The sequence below is a fragment of the Granulosicoccus antarcticus IMCC3135 genome (assembly GCF_002215215.1).
In the GTDB taxonomy this organism is placed as follows: domain Bacteria; phylum Pseudomonadota; class Gammaproteobacteria; order Granulosicoccales; family Granulosicoccaceae; genus Granulosicoccus; species Granulosicoccus antarcticus.
The window spans coordinates 5313220-5329914 of record NZ_CP018632.1 but is presented as its reverse complement, the minus strand read 5'-3'; the positions used below and the strand labels follow the sequence as shown (position 1 = coordinate 5329914).

9 protein-coding genes are annotated in these 16695 nt (G+C 55.7%); 8 read left to right on the top strand and 1 reads right to left on the bottom strand.

Annotated elements, in window-relative coordinates:
- Positions 1–349: 349 nt before the first annotated feature.
- The 8 genes from IMCC3135_RS23085 to IMCC3135_RS23050 all read left to right on the top strand — a co-directional run bounded on the left by IMCC3135_RS23085 (position 350) and on the right by IMCC3135_RS23050 (position 14330).
- Positions 350–2671 carry a hypothetical protein gene (locus tag IMCC3135_RS23085; protein WP_088919739.1) on the top strand — a complete coding sequence of 774 codons (2322 nt, stop codon included), beginning with the start codon at positions 350–352 and terminating at the stop codon, positions 2669–2671.
- Positions 2671–3612, top strand: coding sequence for a C13 family peptidase (locus IMCC3135_RS23080; RefSeq protein ID WP_088919738.1), 942 nt, complete (start codon positions 2671–2673; stop codon positions 3610–3612). Before IMCC3135_RS23085 ends, IMCC3135_RS23080 begins: the two co-directional genes overlap by 1 nt.
- A complete protein-coding gene (locus IMCC3135_RS23075; protein WP_169727514.1) occupies positions 3599–5878 on the top strand; it encodes a peptidase MA family metallohydrolase in 2280 nt (759 codons plus the stop codon). The genes IMCC3135_RS23080 and IMCC3135_RS23075 overlap by 14 nt, the downstream gene beginning before the upstream one ends.
- A 1-nt stretch (position 5879) precedes the next feature.
- The gene (locus IMCC3135_RS23070; protein ID WP_205737678.1) at positions 5880–6887 is read left to right on the top strand and encodes an AAA family ATPase; all 1008 of its coding nucleotides are present in this window, start codon (positions 5880–5882) and stop codon (positions 6885–6887) included.
- A 66-nt stretch (positions 6888–6953) separates the two neighbouring features.
- Positions 6954–7853: a DUF58 domain-containing protein gene (locus IMCC3135_RS23065; protein WP_157736222.1), complete on the top strand. Its 900-nt coding sequence runs from the start codon at positions 6954–6956 to the stop codon at positions 7851–7853.
- Positions 7850–9865, top strand: a complete 2016-nt coding sequence (locus IMCC3135_RS23060; protein WP_088919734.1) for a BatA domain-containing protein — start codon at positions 7850–7852, stop codon at positions 9863–9865. The genes IMCC3135_RS23065 and IMCC3135_RS23060 overlap by 4 nt, the downstream gene beginning before the upstream one ends.
- Positions 9862–13785, top strand: coding sequence for a hypothetical protein (locus IMCC3135_RS34795; RefSeq protein WP_157736221.1), 3924 nt, complete (start codon positions 9862–9864; stop codon positions 13783–13785). Before IMCC3135_RS23060 ends, IMCC3135_RS34795 begins: the two co-directional genes overlap by 4 nt.
- 104 nt (positions 13786–13889) lie before the next feature.
- Positions 13890–14330 carry a hypothetical protein gene (locus IMCC3135_RS23050; RefSeq protein WP_088919733.1) on the top strand — a complete coding sequence of 147 codons (441 nt, stop codon included), beginning with the start codon at positions 13890–13892 and terminating at the stop codon, positions 14328–14330.
- A 292-nt stretch (positions 14331–14622) separates the two neighbouring features.
- Here the strand turns inward: IMCC3135_RS23050 and IMCC3135_RS23045 are convergent, their stop codons facing one another.
- Positions 14623–16680, bottom strand: a complete 2058-nt coding sequence (locus tag IMCC3135_RS23045) for a cation:proton antiporter (protein ID WP_088919732.1) — start codon at positions 16678–16680, stop codon at positions 14623–14625.
- Positions 16681–16695 lie beyond the last annotated feature (15 nt).

The window sequence follows — 16695 nt, the reverse complement described above, 5'->3', positions numbered from 1 at the left end:
GGCATTGCACAAGCCAGAGTGTTTCGTGAAGCAGCTTGTCGTCACCTTGATCGGCGACCACCGCCAGCCTTTGTCTGGCTTGGATTGTGGAACCAAACAACGTTATTTACACTCAAAAATAGTTGGCTGGGCAGCTGAATGAGTGTCATTGTCACGCAAACAGTCTCAGCTTCAGCTATGTAAGTGGGACCGGTTTCATGTCCGGATGGCAGGCCTGCTGCTTAAGAGTGACGACGGGCAGACGAGATTACGTGGCTAGGGTTTGCCGCAGAGCGCTCTGCAAGTGATAATAATGACTGAGGAAGCGAGCCATGAATTTTCCGTCTGATGTCCAACAAGAAATTGTCTGATGTTTGAGCTGTTGTTCAACTACCCGTCAGGAATCTGGCAGCAAGCCGCATTAGTCTTTGATGCCAGCTTGCCTGTCTGGGCGTTGCCAGTGTCCATATCACTGGTATTGCTGCTGATTCTGGTGACGCTATGGCGCCGCCAGCTGAGTGCGGCACGACGCGGTGTCATTGCGTTGTTGCAGAGCCTTGTGGCGGTGGTTGCGCTGATCATGCTGTGGCAGCCAGCCTTGCGAGTCTCTGTGTCCGAGCAGGGTGAAAATACGGTCGCCTGGGTGCTGGACACCTCCCGCAGCATGGCTCTGGAGGATGTTCAGGCCACTGGCGAGACCGGCGATGGTGTCAATACGCAGCGCCTCAAGGCAGGTAGTGAGTCACTGGATCGCATGATCGCCAGCGACAAGAACGGTTTTTCAGCCAGCGTGTACGCCTTGGGCGAGCAATTGATGCGCGTAGCAGACCCTGCGGCTCTGGCAGAGCAACCTCTGGCGGCACGCTCCAGGCTGGGTCCGGGGCTGGATGAGTTGTTGGGCACCATCAATGAGTCGGCGTTGGCGGCTGTGGTGCTGATCTCTGATGGGGCTGACAATAGTGATGCCATTGATGCTCGCTGGTGGCAGTCACTGGCGGCAGCGGGTGTGCCGATTCACACGGTGGGTGTCGGGCAGTCGGGTAATCGGGCTGATCTGGAGCTCAGTGATGTCAGTTTGCCTGCAAGTAGCCAGTCCAATACCGATGTTGTAGCCCGTATTCGCATCACACATGGTCGCGGCGGCATGGCCAGAATCCGTGTGAGCGACGCCGGTGAACTACTCGCTGCAGAGGATGTTCTGCTGCCCGAAGGTGTGCAGCAAAGTGTGCATGAGGTGACCCTGGCCAGTGGCAAGAGAGGTATCAGACAGCTTGAATTCAGTGTTGAACTGCCGTTGGCAGAAGATGGCAGCAAAGCGGCACCAGATTCGACACCGGCGAACAATCGACAGGCGCGCATTCTGCAGGTACTGGATTCACCCAAACGAATTTTGTATGTAGAAGGCGAGCCACGCTGGGAGTACAAGTTCTTGCGGCGGGCCATGGAGGCTCATCCCGGAGTCAGTATCGTCTCTCTGTTACGTACTTCACCCAACAAGTTCTATCGTCAGGGTGTACAGGATGGGGACGAGCTTGCCAATGGTTTTCCAACGACTCGTGAGCAACTGTTCAGTTATGACACCGTGATTATCGGCAGTTTCGAGGCTGCCGAACTGAGCACGGCACAGCAAAGTGCGCTGCGAGATTTTGTCAGTGTGCGTGGTGGTTCTCTATTGATGCTGGCCGGCCGACAAGGGCTTGCTGATGGTGGCTGGGGGCGCTCGGTTGTCGCAGCAGCCTTGCCGGTACAGTTGGGTAGCCAGATCAGCACCCAGAGCTTCGAGCGGCAGAGGAGTCAGGTCACGCCAACTCTGACGGGGCTGCGCGCCCCCTGGTTGCAGCTGGCCGATGATGTACAAGACAATATTGAAGCATGGCAGGGGCTGCCAGCTCTGGCAGATGTGCAAACCGTCGGTACCATCAAGCCTGGGGCCTTGACTCTACTGGAGCGCAATTCTACCCGTGCCGGTATCTTGCGAGCAGAGCCTTTGCTGGTCATGCAGCGCTATGGTCGAGGCCTGAGTATGGTGCTGGGCACCAGCGGTACCTGGCGTTGGCAAATGGGGCTGCCTTCCGGGGATCAACGCCACGAGCGTTTCTGGCGGCAGTTGCTGGGTATGCTGGTGGATCAGGGTATTCCAAGATTGACGCTCAGCTCAGACAAGCCAATCTATCGTGATGCCGATACGGCACGGTTGTCAGTAATTGCCTATAACGCCGATTATTCACAGCTGCAGGCCTCCACTTTACCGATTTCTCTGAGCGATCCGCAGGGACAGAAACTGTCATTGACCCTGTACCCCGATCCCGAACGCCCGGGACGTTATGTGGGAGAGGTACCGATGCTATCGGATGGGCCTTATTCGGTTCAGGCAAGTACACCGCTGGATGGCGAATCCCCGGCGACAGCGCCCGTGAGTGTGGAACGCTGGTGGGTGCGTGAATCGGGTAACGCCGAAGATTTTGATGCCGGTTTGCAGGCCGGATTTCTACAGCGAATCAGCGAGACTACCGGTGGCAGCTACCTGCCATTGAGTCAGATAGACCAGCTGTCCGGCATACTGGCATCCGAGAACGCGGCCTTGAAGCGCGAGAATCATCTGCCGTTATGGAATATGCCATTTTTCTTTCTGTGTCTGATCCTGTGCAAGCTGCTTGAATGGGGACTGCGTCTGCAATGGAAGCGTCTGTAATGGGTTTCGTTTGGAATATGCGGCGGCGCGCAGTGTGGCTTGTGCTTTTGTTGGCTTGTGCAAATGCGGCACACAGCGAAACTCATGCGGTTGTCGTCAGTGGCCTGGGGGGCGAGAAAAACTACTCGGATAGCTTTAGTGCGGCGGCCCAGTCCTATGCCACGGCCTTGCAAACGCTGGACAACGGCGAGGAGCGAATTGTACTGCTGGATGAAACGGCTGGCCGTGACCAGATTCTGACGGCCATCCAGGAGCGAGTCGAGGCTGCGAATAGCAGCCCTTCGGCAACTCTGGTGTTGATACTGGTGGGGCATGGCACGACCGATGGTTCCACCTGGCGCTTCAATATTACAGGTCCGGACCTGACAACCGAAGACATTGTCGCAGCCCTCAATCCCATGTCTTCAGGACGGCAACTGGTGGTGCTGGCCGCCAGTGCCAGCGGTGCAACGCTTGAAGCGCTGACACAATCCCAGCGTGTGGTCGTGACGGCGACCAAAAGCGGTGGCGAGCTCAATGCCGTGCGTTTTCCCGAGTATCTGGCGGCTGCCATGGAAACCAGCGAGGCCGACTATGATCGTAACGAGATACTGACCATGGCCGAGGCTTTTCGTTACGCCAACGCTCGTACACAAACATTCTATGAACAGCAGAAACTGCTGGCATCCGAGCATTCGCGTCTGGTGGGTGATCTGGCTGCCGATATACCGGTTGCCTTGCTGGGGTCTTTGAAGGAGGCGCAGGATGATCCGGTTGTTGCCAGCCTACTCGCTGAGCGACTGCTACTGGAAGAGGCATTCAAGGCATTGAAGGCACGCAAGCAGGATTTGCCGACGGTTGACTATTATGCGCAGCTGGAAGTTCTGTTGCTGGACATTGCCAGAATGCAGCAATCGATTGATGCCGTTACTGGCTGGAGTGAGACCGATGCGGAGAGCTGAACACGGATCATGTCTGTTGTTGATGCTGGTGTTGGCGCTGTCCAGTGGCGCAGCCCAGGCTTTTACCATTCACTACGATCTGGATCGCTCAGAGTCGCTGCGTGAGTGTGATCGCTTTGTATACCGGGGCAAGGATGATGAGGCCAATGAGTGTTACCGGCAACAATTGCAATCAGGTGATCTGCTTGAGCGCGCGGATGCCGCCGCCGCTCTGGGTGATATCCGCCAGGCTAACAAATTCTATCGAGAGGCCTCTGCCAACAGCACCGATCCGGCCATCAAGACGCACTGGGCCAGCCTGTACCTGCAAACGCACCAGACCAGTGACGCCGAAGCACTGTTTCGAGAAGCGCTACTTTATGATCGATCCTGGTTGCCGGCGCGTATCGGGCTTGCAGAAGCGTTATCTGAAGGATTTGAAGGACAGGCACGTGAAACCCTGCGCGAGCTGACGGTTGAGTATCCGGACAACGTTCATGCTCTGATATTACTGGCCAGAATCGAGCTGGAACTACAGAATCTGACGGATGCTCGTGGACTTCTCAATCGGGCGTTGGCAGAAGTCAAAGCGCAGAACCTGCCGCCGTTGGAAATCTATGCACTGCATGCAGGGGCAGACCTGCTGGAAGGTAAATCGCTTAAACCATGGATTGAGCGTGCCTTGCAATACAATCCACAATACGGGGATATCTATGCCATACCCGCGCATTTCTACATCATCACCTACCGCTACCGCGAAGCGGTGGATCTTTATCAGAAAGCCGTTGCCATAGATCCCGACCTGGCAACAGCGCACCGCGATCTTGGCATCAACCAGCTACGTGTCAATAATATCTTTGCTGCCCGTTATCACTTGCAGAAAGCCTACGACCTTGATCCCTTTGATGCTCAAACGATCAATACCTTGCGGCTGCTGGATGATCTGGACAAGATGCGCGTCAGTTATGTGGATGTGCCGAGCCCTGATGATCCGGAAACCATCATCGGACGCGTGCTGATCAGGCTGGATAGCGAAGATGCCGATGCGTTGGAGCCCTATGTCATTGACCTTGCCATCCAGGCTGTGCAGCTGTTTACCAAACGCTACGACTTTGCCTTGCTTCGCCCCATGGTGGTCGAGTTGTATCACGATCACGACGACTTCGGCGTCCGCACTGTGAGCACGCCGGGCATCGGACTGTTGGGGGTTACCTTCGGCTATCTGACCGCCATGGATAGTCCCAAGGCCCGAGCTGCCGGGAGCTTCCACTGGGGGAGCACGCTGTGGCACGAGATGGCACATGTGTTCACGCTCGAAGCCACCAACCACAAACTGCCTCGATGGTTCAGTGAAGGACTGTCAGTCTATGAGGAATGGAATAGCGGACCATTGAGTGATCGCGAGTTGTCGATCGAAGTGCTGACTGCCATTCGGGACAAGCAGTTGCTGCCTGTGGATGCGCTGGATCAGGGCTTTGTCAGGCCCAGCTACAACGGACAAGTACAGGTGTCCTATATGCAGGCAGGGTTGGTATGCGATTTCATCGCGCAGCGATGGGGCCATGCCTCGCTGGTCAGCATGCTCAAGGGATTTGCCCAGGGGCAGGACACCGGAGAAGCTCTGAGTGAAGCCATTGGGCTGGATAGCAAGGCTTTTGATGCGCTGTTTGAAGAATACCTGATGGTACGATTTGGCGATTTGCTGGACACGCTGGACGATTATCTGGCTGAAGTGCGGCAGCTGGAACGCTCTCTGCAGTTCGATGACTGGGTCAGTGCCGAGGCGCTGGCCCGCGATCTGATACGACGCTACCCGGAACGTATAGGTGCAGGTAATCCCTACCAGGTCCTGGCAGCCGCTCTGCAGGAGCAGGGCAATGTTGATGCGGCTATCGAGGTGCTTCTGGATTGGCATGCTCTGGGTGGGCATGATCCGGATGCTCTATTGCAGCTGATCGTTGATCTGCGAGAGGCTGGTCGCCTGGACGAGGCGGTGCCCGTCATGGAATCGCTTAACTGGGTGATGCCCTACGGTACCGATGTACACCGGTGGCTGGGAGAGCATTATCTGCAACAGCAGGAGCCAGAGCTGGCTCTGCGTGAATTCAACGCGCTCGTTGGCATGCAGGTCGATGATCTGGCCAGTGCCTATCTGGGCAAAGCGCAGGCTGCATTGCAGCAAGATGATCCCATGACTGCCCGCCGGCAAGTGCTGTATGCACTGGAAACCGCACCTTTTTATCGACCCGCACAGCAATTGCTGCTGTCACTTTCTGCCGGAGAATGATGTGACCGAATCTGATTTCAACAACACGGAAACCACACAGCTGGTTGCAGAGTTTCGCGACGTGACTGCACGGTTGAAAAGTGAGGTTGGACGTATCATCGTCGGCCAGGAGGAGGTGGTGGAGCACCTGCTCATTACCCTGCTGGTAGGCGGCCATTGCCTGGTAACTGGCATGCCCGGTACTGCCAAGACCTTGCTGGTGCGCACCCTGGCAGATGCACTGGGCTTGCAGTTCGATCGTATCCAGTTCACCCCCGATCTCATGCCTACCGATATTACCGGCACCGATATCATCGAGGATGACAACGGTCAGCGAAGCTGGCGTTTCATACCCGGCCCCATCTTTACCAACGTCTTGCTGGCTGATGAAATCAACCGTACCCCGCCTAAAACTCAGGCGGCTCTGCTGGAGGCGATGCAGGAGTATTCCGCTACCGTACGCGGCACACAGCACATCATAGACAAGCCATTCTTTGTACTGGCCACCCAGAATCCGTTGGAACTGGAAGGCACCTATCCCTTGCCCGAAGCGCAGCTTGACCGGTTCTTGTTCAACATCATGCTGGGTTATCTGCCGCTGGAGGATGAATTGACGGTGGTGGAGCGCTTTACCAGCGATGTACTGCCCAAACCGGTCAGAGCCTGTACCAATCCTGCACAGATTCTGGCGTTTCAGACCCTGACGCGCCAAGTACCAGTAAGCAAGCAAGTCGGTCGATATGCTGTCGAACTGGTGCGTGCGACACGTCCGGAGGATCCTTCCGCAACGGCCAAGGTACGTCAGTACGTCAAGTTCGGCGCCTCGGTGCGAGCAGCCTTGTTCATCACGCTGGCTGCCAAGGCCCGGGCTTTGATGGCGGGTCGCTATCATGTGACCACCGAGGATATCGACGCCCTGGCAGCGCCCGTTTTACGCCATCGCGTCATGCTCAATTATTTTGCAGAAGCCGATGGTGTGGACATTGATGATGTGCTGCGCGACCTGGTCGAGCAGCGGATTGCGGCCTGATCACATGACTGCCAGATCACTCAGGCTGACGAATACGATGCTGTGGCGAACGGGCAGGGCCAGGTAATGGCCGGCAAAACCGCTAATCGATTACTCAAGCCCGACGTGCTGGCGCGTCTGGGGTCGCTGGAGCTGATCGCAAGAACTGTCGTGGATGGTGTTACTACAGGTTTGCACCGATCACCGCATTTTGGCTTCAGTCAGGAATTTGCCGAATATCGTGCCTACAACGAAGGCGATGACTTGCGCTATGTTGACTGGAATGTCTACGCCCGCACCGATCGCACCTACATCAAGCGTTTTCAGGGTGAGACAAATACTGCCGTCACCTTGTTGCTGGATGCCAGTGCGTCGATGGATTTTGGGACGCCTGTCAGCAAGTTGCAACAGGCTCAGTATCTGATCGCCTCGCTGGCTTATCTGACGCGCAAGCAACACGATGCTCTGGGGCTGGCGATATTCGACGAGACCGTACGTCATTATCTGGCACCGTCGGCACGCCCGGATTCGTTGATGCAGGTCATCTCGCAACTGGAACATACCGTAGCCGGGGCCGGCACCAACATCATTGAAGCGCTGGGTAGTCTGCAAGCCAGCATGACACGGCGAGGTCTGGTTATCGTGGTGTCTGATCTTTACGCCGATGCGGATCAATTACTGGAAGCTCTGCGCCCTCTGGCACATCATGGTCAGGATGTGGCCGTGTTTCATGTACTGGACAAGGAGGAGGTTCAACCTTCGCTGAGTCGTATCAGTGCGCTGCGGGATCTGGAGTCGGATGAGACGGTTATTGTGGATCCCGCCTTTCTCAAAACCGATTACCGCACTCGATTCAATGCGCACTGCGAGTCTGTTGCGCAGGCTTGTCGCCGGATCGGCGCTGATTACACCCAGGTTCTGACAACAGAGCCATTGGATGCAGCCTTGCAGGGCTATTTGCGTTTTCGGGAGCGTCGCGGTCGATGAGTCTTCTGTTTCCTGCCTATCTGGCTGGTTTGCTGGCCCTGGGTCTGCCCTGGTTGCTGCATCGTTTCAGCGATCAGCAAGCCGACGAGCAGCGTTTTCCATCCAGCCGTTTTCTCGAGCCAACCACACCGCCGGTTTCTCGGACCCGGCAGCTGAAGTACCGTGTTTTGCTGGCCTTGCGCATCCTGAGTCTGTTGTTGCTGTGTTTTTTGTTCGCGCAACCCTGGATCGCGCGACAAAGTGGGCAGGCCATGGCGAGCAGACATCATATCGTTGCCATCGATCAATCGCTTTCGATGCGTGCTGAGGCTCGTTGGGAGACGGCCGTCCAGCAAGTGCGCTCTGTGCTGGATGAGTTGCCGGCAAATGACAGTGTGGAGTTGGTTGGATTCGATACCAAAGTACGTCGTCTGGGAAGCAATCGAGATGAGTCTGTTACCTCCATCAGGCAATCACTGGCCAATCTGCAACCCGGGTACCTCGCCTCGGATTATGGCCTTTCCATGCAGGCACTCAACTCTCTGGCAACAGAGCAGGATATGCCCGTCAAAGTATGGATGATTACCGACATACAGCAAAGCGCCTTGCCTGTTCAACTCAATGCTCTCTACGCGCCTCAGATCAGTGAGCTAGAGGTGCAATCGGTGATTACCCAAGATCAGCGAAACGTACACTTGAGCGCAACAGCCCTGTCCAGTGATGGGGCAAATGTACAGATAAACGTGCAGTTGATGTCCAGCGAGACGCAGCTATCGAAGCCGGTGAATGGCGCAAAGTCAGAGCTGGCTGAGCCGGTTACGGTGCAAGTGATATTCGACGATCAGGTGCTGGCCGAGCAGCGTACCGTGGTGAGTGCCGGAGCGTTGGAAACACTGGTATTCGACAGACTGGTTCTGCCCGCCAGTAGCAATCCGGTTTTCACGGTGTCCATCATCGAACCGGACTCATTGCCAGAGGATAACAGCGTTGATGTAGTCGTGAAAATGGCTCGTCCGATGCCCGTTGTCCTGTTACAGAGCGAAGCGGATGTCTCCGACAATGCCTCTGTGTTTCTCAGCACCGCTCTGGAGACCGACTCTCTGGCAGAGGTGCAGGGTATCTCGGGTAATGCTGAAAACGTGCCTGCTGATACCCGGACTATTATTACTGCCCGCAATCTGGCTGCACCCATAGCGGTGGAGCTATTGCAGTACGTAGATACGGATGCCAACGCATTGGTGTTTCGCAGTGACGTGCCGATGCAAGCTGAAGAAGCTTCAGTGCAGGGTAGTGAAATAGGGCTGGTGGATGAGGCGCATCCTTTATCACTGGGCCAATTGTCATGGTATGGAACCCGCTTCTTCGATGTGCCGAACATCACGCTGGGCGAGCAGGATCGTGTGCTGTTGCAGACCCGTGATAGCCAGCCCATTCTGATCGAACGGCCGACGGCTCGGGGGCGATTGCTGATTCTGAATGATAGACTGGACGGGGTCGGCAGCAACCTGCCGCTGCAGCCGGTCTTTGTTGCTCTGATGCAATCGATACTGAACTATTTTGATGCCAGCACCGCTTTGCCGGATCAGATAACCATCGGCAATCGCCTGGCTCTGCCTGCTCAGGTACAAGTACTGGACCCGGATGACGAACCGTTACTGACACTTGAAGCCAGCGCCCACTCCGGTGCTATCGAACTGACTCAGCCGGGTTTGTACAAGATCATCGGGGCCAGAGGAGAGCATGCCTTGCAGGTGGTGCTGGATGCACGTGAAACGGATCTGACAACCGTTAACGATTCTGCACTGGAGGCCTGGCAGGCACGTTATCTGGAGGCAGGTGATGATCTTTCCGTCGCGGACACCGCGCTGAATTCCAGCTCGCGTCAAGCGGCCGACAAGCTGCTGCTGGCCCAGGGAGGCGATGCATCGCGATGGGCGGCGTGGCAGATTCTGTTGCCCTTGCTGGTGCTGGCATTAATGCTGGAAAGTGGCTTTGCGAATCGACGTCTTGACGTCAGGAGAGATGGATCATGAGTGTGTCGACACCCTCCATCGAGCGCTTTACAGAATATTTGCGACTGGCAACACGTCGCGAGCGCTGGCGGCATATTCTGCGTTTCACCGCCTTGCTGGTGGTGGGCTTGCTGCTGGTTACCGCTCTGGGTGTCTGGGCCGGGCTGTTCCGGGGCTTTACCCCGTGGTTGACGAATTCGATCCGGCTGGCTTTGCTGCTGGTGGCCGTCGTGCTGATGCTGGCCTTGTTGTGGCGGCCACTGGCCCGGTTGCGAGCCGATCGCGGTGCCTCGCTTGTCGAAAATTCGGACGCCGCTTTCAACGGGCGTGTGCATACGTTTCTGGATACCCGCGCCAGTAATCCGGGTCAGCCTTTCCTGTCCCTGTTGGCACAGGATGCTCTCTCTATCGCTCGTCGTGTCCCGCTCAAACGCATCGTGCCATCCGTGGATCTGGTCTGGCCATTGGTGTTATTGGTTCTGCTGGCAGGGGCTCTTTTCGGATTTCGACAATACGCGCCGCAGAACTGGCAGTATGCCGCTGCCCACGTCTGGTGGGGATGGAACAACAAGAACCTGGTCGAACCCCGTGCTATTGATGTGAAGCCGGGCAGTATCGAATTGCTGGCGGGTGAGGATCTGGATCTGACCATGACCTTGAACGGTTTCCGCCAGGATACCGTGACTCTGCATGCCCGTAGCGGTGAGGGGGAATGGCAGACAACCTCCATTACTCAGTCACCGGATCAGACTTTCCGGTTTACGCTGTTTCGTGTCAGCGAACCCATGGAATACTACGTTTCTGCTGCGTATACGCAGAGCGATACATTTGCCGTCTCTGTTCTGCAGCCTGCGCGTCTGCAAAGAATCGATGCTGAATTTTCCTATCCGGCGTGGACTCGTCTGACGCCTGCCAGTCGTCTGGATATCGGTGATATCAGCGGTGTCAAGAATACGCAGGTCACCCTGAATTTTCTGCTTGATCGGCCCTTGCAGGATGGTGCCATGCGGCTGGGTGACAGGACCATCGCCTTGCAACTGATTGATGAAGGCAATCCTGTTCACTATCAGGCGCGTTTTGCCATCGATACCGATACCCAGTATCAGCTGCTGGATCGAATGCTGGACCGAGAAGTACCTATCAGCCCTGAGCATGCCGTTATCGTTCGTGGTGATGAAGCACCGGTGGTCAAGCTTGTCAGACCCGGACGCGATATTTCAGCCTCGCCGATCGAGGAGGTGATGATTGGTGTCGAGGCCAGCGATGATTTCTCCGTCGAGTCCATTGAATTGATGTACTCGGTGAATGCCGGGGAATGGCAAAGCATACAGTTGCCGACCGAGGCGCTGGCTGAGCATGTTTTCTACCTGGAGTCGATGGGTAGTCATGATGTGCCGGGTAGTGTTGGTAGCTCGCTTGAGCAGGGACCATCGCCGGATGGGCTGGAGCAGGAGACGGAAAATGACAGTCCTGCAGGCCTGGCTGAAATCCCCATGCAGCCGGGTGATCTGATCAGCTACTACGTACGTGTACGGGATCATGACAGTGTCAGCGAGACCGATATGATGCTGGTGGATGTACGTCCGTTCGATCGTCGTTTTTCTGAAGATCAGGGTGGTGGCAGTGGTGGCGCCGGTGGTGGAGCTGCGAATGAGGGCAGTGAGATATCACGACGTCAGAAAGAGATTCTGCTGGCGACCTGGAACCTGCAGCGTACGGTGAAGGCCATCGATGGTGAGACTGCTGGACAGGAGGATAACGCACGGTTGTTATCTGAGTTGCAAATGACGCTTGCCGAGCAGGCACGCACATTGGCGGATCGTTCGGAGGCACGTGAGCTGGTAGAACAGGGCGAGAAAATCCGCCAGTTCGTTGATTACCTGCGTGCCGCCGCTGTGCAGATGGAGCCTTCATCCAAGGCATTGCAAGAGCTTGCATTCAAGGATGCCATTCAACCACAGCAAAAAGCCCTGCAGTTGTTACAGCGGGCTGAAGCCCTGTTTGCCGATATTCGCATGACACAACAGCAGGGACAAGGCGGTGGAGGTGGTCAGCAGGCAGGTCAGGACATGGCGGAAATGTTCGAGCTGGAAATGGATCTGGAGCGTAACCAGTATGAACAACCAGATCGTGGCGGCAATAGTGCCGATGCCGATCAACTGGATGATGTTTTCGACAGGCTCGCCGAGCTGGCGCGTCGGCAGCAAGCACTGGCCGAAGCTGAGCGTCAGAACAGGGAGCTGACTCGAGAGGAGCAGTGGCAGCAACAGCAACTGACGCGTGAGCTGGAACAGATGCAACGCGAGCTGGAAAAGCTGGAACAGGATGCGGCAAATGCAGAAGGGGCTGAGGCTCAGAGTCTGGCTGAAGCTGCCAGCGCCTTGTCTGAACAATTAAAGCGCGCCCAGGATGCCCTGGAGGAATCGCAAAATGGGCAATCACAGGAAGGCGAGCAAAGCGAATCGCAGTCTGCCTCAGGGCAGCAGTCGGGCGAACAAGGTGACAATAGCTCTTCAAGTGCCGACAGTGGTAGTCCATCAGATAGTCAGTCAGGAACTCAGTCAGGAAATCAGTCGTCTGATGGAAACAGTGAGGGTGGCACACAGAGCGCGACTGCTGAAGGTGCGGAACAAGAGGAGGACTCCAGTGGTTCTGGTAGCGAAAGTTCCTCAGCTCAAACTGCAAGTCAGGCTCTGCAGGAGGCGCTGCAGCGACTCGAAGAGGCGCGTTCACGCGAACTACAGCAGGGTATCAACGAGGCATTTGCTTCGGCTGATGAATTACTGGATGAACAACGCGAACTTGAAGAACAATTACGTAACGCTGTTGAGCGAGCCATGCGCTCACGTGAGAGTGGCGTATTCACCCTCGGCTTGACAGAAGAGCAGATGAAAGAGCTGTCGCAGAAGAAGCGCGACTTGCAATCAGATCTGGACGCGATCCGTAATGATGTGGATGCACTCGAGCAGCGCTATGGCGAACAAGCTCCGCAAACCGGTGAAGCTCTGCGGGATGCTCTGAACAGGTTGCAGGAAAGCCGGGTTCTGGACATGCTTGGCGGTGCCAGCGATGCGATCAGTAACGGTTCGTTGGCCACGGCTTTGCCAGGTGAGAGTCTGGTGACCAATGGCATGCGTGAATGGCGTGATCGTCTGGCCGAAGCGCGCGAGCTGGCAGCAGGCGAGCAGCTGCAAAGTAACGGTGAGGAGGGTCTGCAGGTAGCCGAAGCCTTGCAGCAGATGCAGGATCTGCGCGAACAACTGAGCGACGCCTCGCAAGGTCAGCAAGGTCAGCAAGGTCAGCAAGGTCAGCAAGGTCAGCAAGGTCAGCAAGGTCAGCAAGGTCAGCAAGGTCAGCAAGGTCAGCAAGGTCAGCAAGGTCAGCAAGGTCAGCAAGGTCAGCAAGGTCAGCAAGGTCAGCAAGGTCAGCAAGGTCAGCAAGGTCAGCAAGGTCAGCAAGGTCAGCAAGGTCAGCAAGGTCAGCAAGGTCAGCAAGGTCAGCAAGGTCAGCAAGGTCAGCAAGGTCAGAGCGAGGGCGATGCGGGTGTGGGGGCAGGGGGTGGTAGCAGCGGTAACAGCAGCCAGACAGGTGCTGTCAGCGTGCGTGAAGCATCCGCCAGCCAGCCATCCGAGACAGCTGCAGCACTAGACAGTTTGTTGCCAGGGCTTGACTCTCTGGGCGTATCCGAGACGGATCTTGAGTCTTTGCGGCAAAGTGCCGATCTTCTGCGTGACACCGGTGGACAGCTTAACGCGGCACTTGTGGAGGCCGAGTATCGCCAGATTTTGCGTCAGATCGAGAAGCTGGAAATTCAGGTCAGTAACAATGCAAGCCCGACTGTTACAGGTACAAAAAGCCCGTTACCACAAGGAGAGGTATCAGATGCAGCCGCCGAGTACTATAGGCGGCTGAGCGAGCAGCCTGCTCGCCTGCAACGCTGATCGTTTTCCAGTCGAGCGTATTACTCGACAATGGGAGTTGTGGTTGGACTGTGAGGTCTGTTTGCTTTAGACTGGTGTTTTGAAATACTACGGGTACTGCCTTTGTGAGTGTTTTTCTGATTTATCTCAATACAGCACAGAAGGTCGATACCGTCGAGCATGGGATGGTGCGCGGACTGGTTATGGCCAATCCTGCCACCTGCGAAACCAGAGCCTTGGCACGCGACTACCTTACTATTGAAGCCGGAGATGAAATCATTGGTTGCAATGGTGATGGAATTCGCTGGCAAGCCACGATCGACGAAGTTGTTGATGCGACCAGTCAGGACGAGGAAGGCGAAGTCGGAGATCCGGTTCGGATTCTGAAGGGTTCACTGACTGCCAGAGGTGGCAGATCGGTTGCTGCTGCCTGCAAGCGTATGAAAGATAATGGAATTGAGTTGCCAGAAATTATCAATTCGCGTGGCAGCGGTTTCAAGCAGGGTGCTTTGGCGAAGAAATTGACTGACGTCCAGGCCGAAGAGCTAGCTTCCGGGCTTAGCTGAGACAATAGCGAACCCAGTGATTATTACTGAGCTGGGTTGTTGCCACCAAAGCCAAACAACAGGTCGCGGAAGGCACAGGACGTAATACGAATGTTGTGCAAACGCATTTGTTCTCACGACCGTTTCGTGGGGTAGTTCGGCCATTTGCCAGTAAAGTCGGGCAAGGAAGACTCTGAAGCAGCCGTTTTTTAAAACGTTGTTTGTTCTGTAAAGGCTGGTAACGCATATCGCGTTATCAGCCTTTTTGGTTTCAGTCTTCAATAAGTCAAGTTGATTCGCGAACACGAACCCCTTAGTTCTTGTTCGGTGACAGGACGATCAGTGTCCAGCCAGCCTTGAGCGTGATGCGCTCACCGGCTCCATAGATGTATAACTGGCCGTCCTTGTCGATTGCGAACAGCTTCAGGTCGTCGTCATTGTACAGAGGCTCGCTCATGGTCTCGGGTTCTGCGGGTACATCCTCGTCCTCGTCCTCTTCACCGGCGACGCCATCTACCGCTGCAGAAAGGGTCTCATCGACGGTATCGATGATTTTTGAACCGATAGCCGGATCTTCATGATCAGTGTTGTAAGGATCAGTGGCAATTTTGCCTTTTTCGGTTTCTGGTTCGGCGGTACCGAGATTCTTCTCGTTATCTTCCGGTGATGCGTCTGTCCTGTTTTCTTCCTCGGGCTCGGCATCTTCTGTGACGGCTGGTGTTACGACCTTGTCAACGTTTTCAGGAATGGTCAGATGCTTGATTTCGCCATTGCGCAGACGCTTGGAAAGTCCGCCATAGGACAACGATGCATCGAACAGAGGATTGGCGCGGTTGCGATTGGCGGTATCAAAGCGTTCATAGGCTTCATCTTCTGAAGTCCCTTCCAGAGTGAAGACCAAACTGGATCCAAACTCCGAACGGAAGTGCATGCTTGCCAGAGCATTGGAATCGCGATTGGCAGAAACGGCCACCATTTTGCCGATGCCTTGCAACTCCAGATTTTCCGAAGCATGACCTGAGGTGGCGTTGCCATGGTAGGCGGGCAAGCCAGCCTGGCGCGCCTCGCGAACATTACGCCAGGAGCTGTCGGAGAGCATGACTGTTATGGAGTGTTCACTAAGTGCTGTGGCCAGTTTGACGGCAATCTCATTGGCACCAATGAACAAGACACCGTTGGGTTCAGGGTTACTGATGCCCAGTTTGTCAGCCAGGGGTTTGGCCGTCAGGCTCTGGAAAACGACAGTACCGATAATGACGCTGAAGGTCAGTGGCACCAGTAGTTCTGCCATAGGGATCTCGAGTTCCTGCAATCGCAGTACAAACACCGAAGACACCGCTGCCGCCACGATACCGCGAGGTGACAGCCAGCCGATGAAAGCCCGCTCGCTGTAGCTCAGGCCAGATCCTATTGTGCACATCCAGGCATTGAGTGGTCGGATGACCAGCTGAATGATGACCAACAGCGCCAGAATCTGCCAGCCATATTGGGGAATGACGCTGATATCGACCCGAGAGGCTAGCAGGATGAATAGAGATGAGATCAACAGAACACTGAGGTCTTCTTTGAAGTGCAGTATTTCGTCGATATGCAGGCCACGTGCATTGGCCAGCCAGACGCCCATCAAGGTCACAGCCAGCAAGCCGGACTCATGTTGCAGAGTTTCGGACAGCACAAAGGCGCAAACGACCGTGACCAGGGTCAGTACGTTGACGAGATAATCGGGCACCAGGTAGCGGCGCAGAACAAGTGCCGTTGCAGCTCCCGCTGCCAGACCGATGCCGCCGCCGATGACAACCAGTTTGATCAGGATGATGCTTATATGGGCAAAGCCCACATCCGGGGCGTCCAGCACAACAAAGCTGAATACCAGCAAGGCGAGGAATACGCCGACAGGATCGATCAGTATGCCTTCCCAGTGTAATATATGCGCCACTTTGTCAGAGGGTCGAACCGCTCGTAGCAATGGCTTGACGACGGTTGGCCCACTGACCACCGTGATCGAGCCAAAGACCAATGCCAGCGACCAGGACATGTCAAACAGGTAGTGCACTGTGGTGGCGATCAGCAGCCAGGTCAGTATGACGCCGATGCTGATGAGCAGGCGTACCACTCGGCCGTGGCCACGTATGTCCTTGAGCTTTAGCGTCAAGCCGCCTTCGAATAGAATGATGGCGACGAAAATGGAGACGATCGGGAACAGCAGGTCACCGAGAAATTCGTCAGGATTGAATATCCCGAAAACAGGTCCGACCAGGATACCGGCTGTCAGAAGAAACAGGATTGAGGGTAGTTTGAACTTCCATGCCAGCCATTGGCACAGTCCACCCAGTGCCCCAACCGAGGCGATGGCGATCATCGGATTATCCATGAGTCGTGCTTGCTC